Source organism: Nocardia sp. NPDC004722, from assembly GCF_053601505.1.
Genome location: NZ_JBSGBY010000676.1, coordinates 1 through 4,346 on the forward strand (window position 1 = coordinate 1; position 4,346 = coordinate 4,346).

A 4,346-nucleotide genomic window follows, 5' to 3' on the forward strand; every position below is an offset into this window, starting at 1 on the left:
TTCGCGCGCGGCATTGTCGATGACGGTCTCGCCCTCGGCGAGCACCGCGGCCATCAGGATGTTCTCGGTCGCGCCCACCGACGGGAAGTCGAGGCGAATCCGCGCGCCCTGCAGCTCCTCCGCCCGCGCGACCAGGCAGCCGTGCTCGATCTCGGAGGTCGCGCCGAGCAGGCGCAGACCCTGCTGGTGCATATCGAGGGGACGCGAACCGATGGCGTCACCACCCGGCAGCGCGACGACGGCTCGCTTGCAGCGCGCCATGAGCGGACCCAGTACGCACACCGAGGCGCGGAACTGGGTGACCGCCGGGAAGTCCGCGTGGTACTTGGGTTCCGCGGGGGTCACGATGGTCACGGTCTCGTGGTTCACCGTGACATCGCAGCCCAGACCGCGCAGCACCTCCGCCATCAGCGGCACATCCAGGATGTCCGGGCAGTTGGTGATGGTGGTCGTACCCTCGGCCAGCAACGCTGCGGCCATCAGCTTGAGGACGCTGTTCTTCGCGCCGCCCACCGCGACCTCACCGACGAGCCTGCTGCCCCCGGTCACCAGAAACCGTTCACTCACGGGGGTCAGCCTAGTGGTCGGATCCCGTGCTCGCGGCGTCTCCGCCCGGCCGCCAAAGTATGTCGCCGTCCGGATTGGCTACGCGGCCCAGAATGAACAGCAGGTCGGACAGCCGGTTGAGGTATTTGGCGGGCAGCACACTCGTGTCGTCGGAGTGCGCGTCGACGGCGGCCCAGGCCGATCGCTCGGCGCGTCGCGCGACCGTGCGCGCGGTGTGCAGCAGCGCGGCGAGGGGTGTGCCGCCGGGCAGGATGAACGAATTCAACGGTGCCAGAGGCTCATTGAACTCGTCGCACCACTTCTCGAGGCGGTCGATGTAGTCCTGCGTGATGCGCAGCGGCGGGTACTTGGGGTCGGCGACCACGGGCGTGGAGAGGTCCGCGCCGGCGTCGAAGAGATCGTTCTGAATGGAACGCAACACACCGAGCATCCGCTCGTCGGGCGCTCCGAGCGCGATCGCGACACCGAGAGCCGCATTGGTTTCGTCACAGTCGGCATAGGCGATCAGCCGCGGATCGGTCTTGGCCACCCGGGAGAAATCACTCAAACCGGTCGTCCCGTCATCGCCGGTCCGGGTATAGATCCGAGTCAGGTGCACGCTCACGCTGACACCATAACCCTCGGGCTAACCGGCGCGGCGGCGGCGAATGCGCTCGGAGGGGCGGGATTCCACCCAGGACAGGAAGGCCGCCATGGCCCCGCGGTCGAGCGCCAGCTCATAGCTGCCGTCGCCGTCGGAGCACATGACGATGACCTCGTCGGTCATGATGTCGTACTCGTCGTCCTGCGGAGAACGCCGCGGACCGATCTCGATCGCGAGCCGGCGCATGGTCGAGTCCGGACCGAGTTTCAGGCTGGAGAGTTTGTAGAAGAGGAGCGTGTCCTCGTCGTAGCGGATGAGGCCGTGCCGCCAGCCGCCGCCGTGCCCGCGCGCGGGCAGCACCCGCAGCAGTGCGGCCGTGCCGCCGCGGCGGAGCATCACCAGGCGATAGGTCGAGGCCAGGGCCAGACCGACAAGCAGCAACACCAGAATGATCAGAAGCCACATCCCGGTTTGCAATGCCGCTCCGTCCCTTCACATCCGCGTTGCTGTCGATCACGAACCGGCCGATGGCCGGGCCCCGCTTTCGGTCGATACTAGCGACCCGGGAAAGGCGGAGTCCGGCCATCCACCGAATGTGACGTATGCGCTGTTCAGCGAGGCGCAGAAGATATATCAGCCGATGCTGAACGGCTGGCCGAACAGCACCAGGTTGCCGATGTAGTTGGAGCTGTCGACTTCGGCGGCGATGAAGGCCCGCGCCTGGGCGTACCCGCCGCAGCCGTCGACCGCGAACGTCTCGTCGACCCAGGTGACGCTGGCGTGCGGGCCGAGCGTCTTGTTGTAGCGCTTGTGCGACTCCTGGCCGTAGTCGTCCGGCCGCTCGAGATCGAGCATCAGCAGCGCCTTGGCCTGGCCGGGCCCCAGATTGATGCCCGCCCCCATGGATTCGGTCGGTACACCGGGCGTGATGCCGCTGCTGGCCACCGTCGCCTGTTCACTGGCGTTCTCGCTCGGGGAGAACGATCCGATGTCCACCTGGCAGCCGACGATGTAGCCAGGGCTGATCTTGATGGTGGCGCTCGACGCGCTGGGCCCGTCCAGATCCACCACCCCGCGCGCGGTGGTCCAGACATTGCGGTGCATCGGCGTATCACCCATGGAGCCGCTGATCTTCGCCGATTCGTTCTCGATCCGGACGATCAGATTGGTGCCGTCGGCGAGCTGGCGGGTGATCGAGCCGCCGGGCAGCGGCACGAAGGTGTCCGCGTGCGCGACGCCCGTCGGGCTGAATCCGCAACCCACCGCAGCGGCCAGCGCGACACCCAGAACCTTGCCACCCCGGACGCGAATTGCCTTGCCGTACATGCGATCCCTTCCCATGAAGTGGAAGCGTCAGCCGATGCTGAACGGCTGACCGTAGAGGGTGACCTTGGAATAGTCCGCGCCGATGATCTCGACGGTGGAGACCTGACGGGCCTGCGCGTAACCGCCGCAGCCCTGGATCTCCATGGGGATGTCCTGATAGTTGATGGTGTAGGTACCGCTCTTGACCAACTCGATGTTGTTGATCGCGACCCACACCACCTGCCCGGGTGAGATCGGGAAGCTGAACCCGCCCGCGATGGTGGGCGTCAGGCTCAATGCGAACGACGAGTTCGCGCTCAGCACACCCAGGTTCACCTGGCATCCGATGATGTATCCGGTGGTCAGGTTGGAGGAGCCGTGCGTACCGGAATTATTGGTGCCGGGAAAGTTCTTCGGACCATTGTTGGGACCGACCGTCCCGTCCGGGGTGTCCACATCGGCGGTGACATTGCCGCTCACCCAGGACGTGCGGCCCGCGCCGTTGGCCGCCAGGGACGGCGAAATGATCGCGCGCTCACCGAGACTGGTGATCTTCACGCCCGGGCCCTCGATGTGCCCGTCGGGGAGTGGGACCACGACATCCGCGTTCGCCGCACCCGGTGAAAAGAATCCGAGGGCGACCGCGACGATTGCGACAGCCACCCCCCACTTGCCATAACGAAGCCCGCTCATCAACCCCTCGCTCATCGTGGAGAAAAAAGCTGAAAATGCTGGAATAGCCGAGGCTTTGCCAGATGTGTCAGATCACATCGGTAGACCGGCGAGTGCATTCAACCACATGTCTACCCGGAACCCCACTCAGCGGGATCCGACATGGCCGAAATCTAGAACAGGTTCTTATGCTCCGGACAATTCGGTAGCGTTGGAGGAGATTCCGTGGAAATTACCGCCGCAGTCGCCCGCGGGGGCGACAAGCCGTTCTCGCTGGAGACACTCGATCTCGAGGACCCGCGCCCCGGCGAGGTGCTGGTGCGCATCGTCGCGAGCGGCGTCTGCCACACCGACCTGGTCACCAAGGGCCTGTTCCCGCCGGAGTTGCCGATCGTGCTCGGACACGAGGGCGCGGGCATCGTCGAACGGATTGGCTCGGAAGTAACCGGAATCGCGGTCGGTGACCATGTGCTGCTGACTTACGCCAGTTGCGGCACCTGTTCACGCTGCACCAATGGACTTCCGCCCTATTGCGAGAATTTCGTCATTCTCAACACCTCGGGCGGACGCTCGGATTTCACTTCGCCGCTCAGCAACAATGGCGAGCGCGTCATGGGGGCGTTCTTCGGACAGTCCAGTTTCGCCACGCACGCGCTGGTTCCCGCGCGCAGTGTCGTGGTGGTCGACGAGACGGTCGACCTGGTCGCCACCGCACCGTTCGGATGCGGCGTGCAGACCGGCGCGGGCGCGGTCGCCAATGTCATGAAGCCGGGACCGAACGATTCGATCGCCATCTTCGGCGTCGGCGGCGTCGGCATGGCGGCCCTGATGGCCGCCCGCGCGCTCGGCGCGGGAACCATTGTGGCCATTGACCTTTCCGCCGAACGACTGGCGGTGGCCAAGGAACTCGGCGCGGACGTCACCGTCGACGGCGCGGCCGAGGACGTGGTGGCGCAGATTCAGGCGGCCACTAATGGCGGCGCGAATTTCGCCCTCGACACCACGGCGCTCAATGCCGTGATCGCCAAGGGCCTGGAAGCCTTGGCCCCCATGGGCACCCTGGTGCTCGTCGGCCTCGGCGAGGCGAGCATGGACCTGGAAATCGGCCATCTCACCGGAAACGGGAAGGCCGTGCGCGGCTGCATCGAGGGCAGCGGCGATCCGCAAAAGTTCATTCCGCAACTGCTGGCCTGGCATGCGGAAGGCAAGTTCCCGATCG

The 4,346-nt window shown here is 65.9% G+C and carries 5 protein-coding genes and 1 pseudogene; 1 reads left to right on the top strand and 5 read right to left on the bottom strand.

Translation table 11 applies throughout. The annotated features are described in order from the left end of the window. From ACWELQ_RS39510 to ACWELQ_RS39530, 5 genes and pseudogenes are all read right to left on the bottom strand, one after another. A pseudogene (locus ACWELQ_RS39510) lies at positions 1-567 on the bottom strand (UDP-N-acetylglucosamine 1-carboxyvinyltransferase); the annotation flags it as partial. Between the two features lie 10 nt (positions 568-577). Further along, entirely contained in the window at positions 578-1,171 is a 594-nt protein-coding gene (locus tag ACWELQ_RS39515; protein ID WP_452402122.1) for a cob(I)yrinic acid a,c-diamide adenosyltransferase, read from the bottom strand. A gap of 21 nt (positions 1,172-1,192) precedes the next feature. Continuing rightward, positions 1,193-1,615 carry a DUF2550 domain-containing protein gene (locus ACWELQ_RS39520; protein WP_379366584.1) on the bottom strand — a complete coding sequence of 141 codons (423 nt, stop codon included), beginning with the start codon at positions 1,613-1,615 and terminating at the stop codon, positions 1,193-1,195. 168 nt (positions 1,616-1,783) lie between these two features. After that, complete coding sequence (locus tag ACWELQ_RS39525) at positions 1,784-2,491, bottom strand: MspA family porin (RefSeq protein ID WP_452402123.1); 708 nt, start codon at positions 2,489-2,491, stop codon at positions 1,784-1,786. 12 nt (positions 2,492-2,503) lie between these two features. Next, positions 2,504-3,118 (bottom strand): MspA family porin, encoded by a 615-nt coding sequence (locus tag ACWELQ_RS39530; protein WP_452402124.1) that lies wholly within the window; start codon positions 3,116-3,118, stop codon positions 2,504-2,506. Between the two features lie 234 nt (positions 3,119-3,352). Between ACWELQ_RS39530 and ACWELQ_RS39535 the strand changes: the two genes are divergently transcribed. After that, a partial coding sequence (locus tag ACWELQ_RS39535; protein ID WP_452402125.1) for an NAD(P)-dependent alcohol dehydrogenase occupies positions 3,353-4,346 on the top strand: 994 nt, incomplete at its 3' end.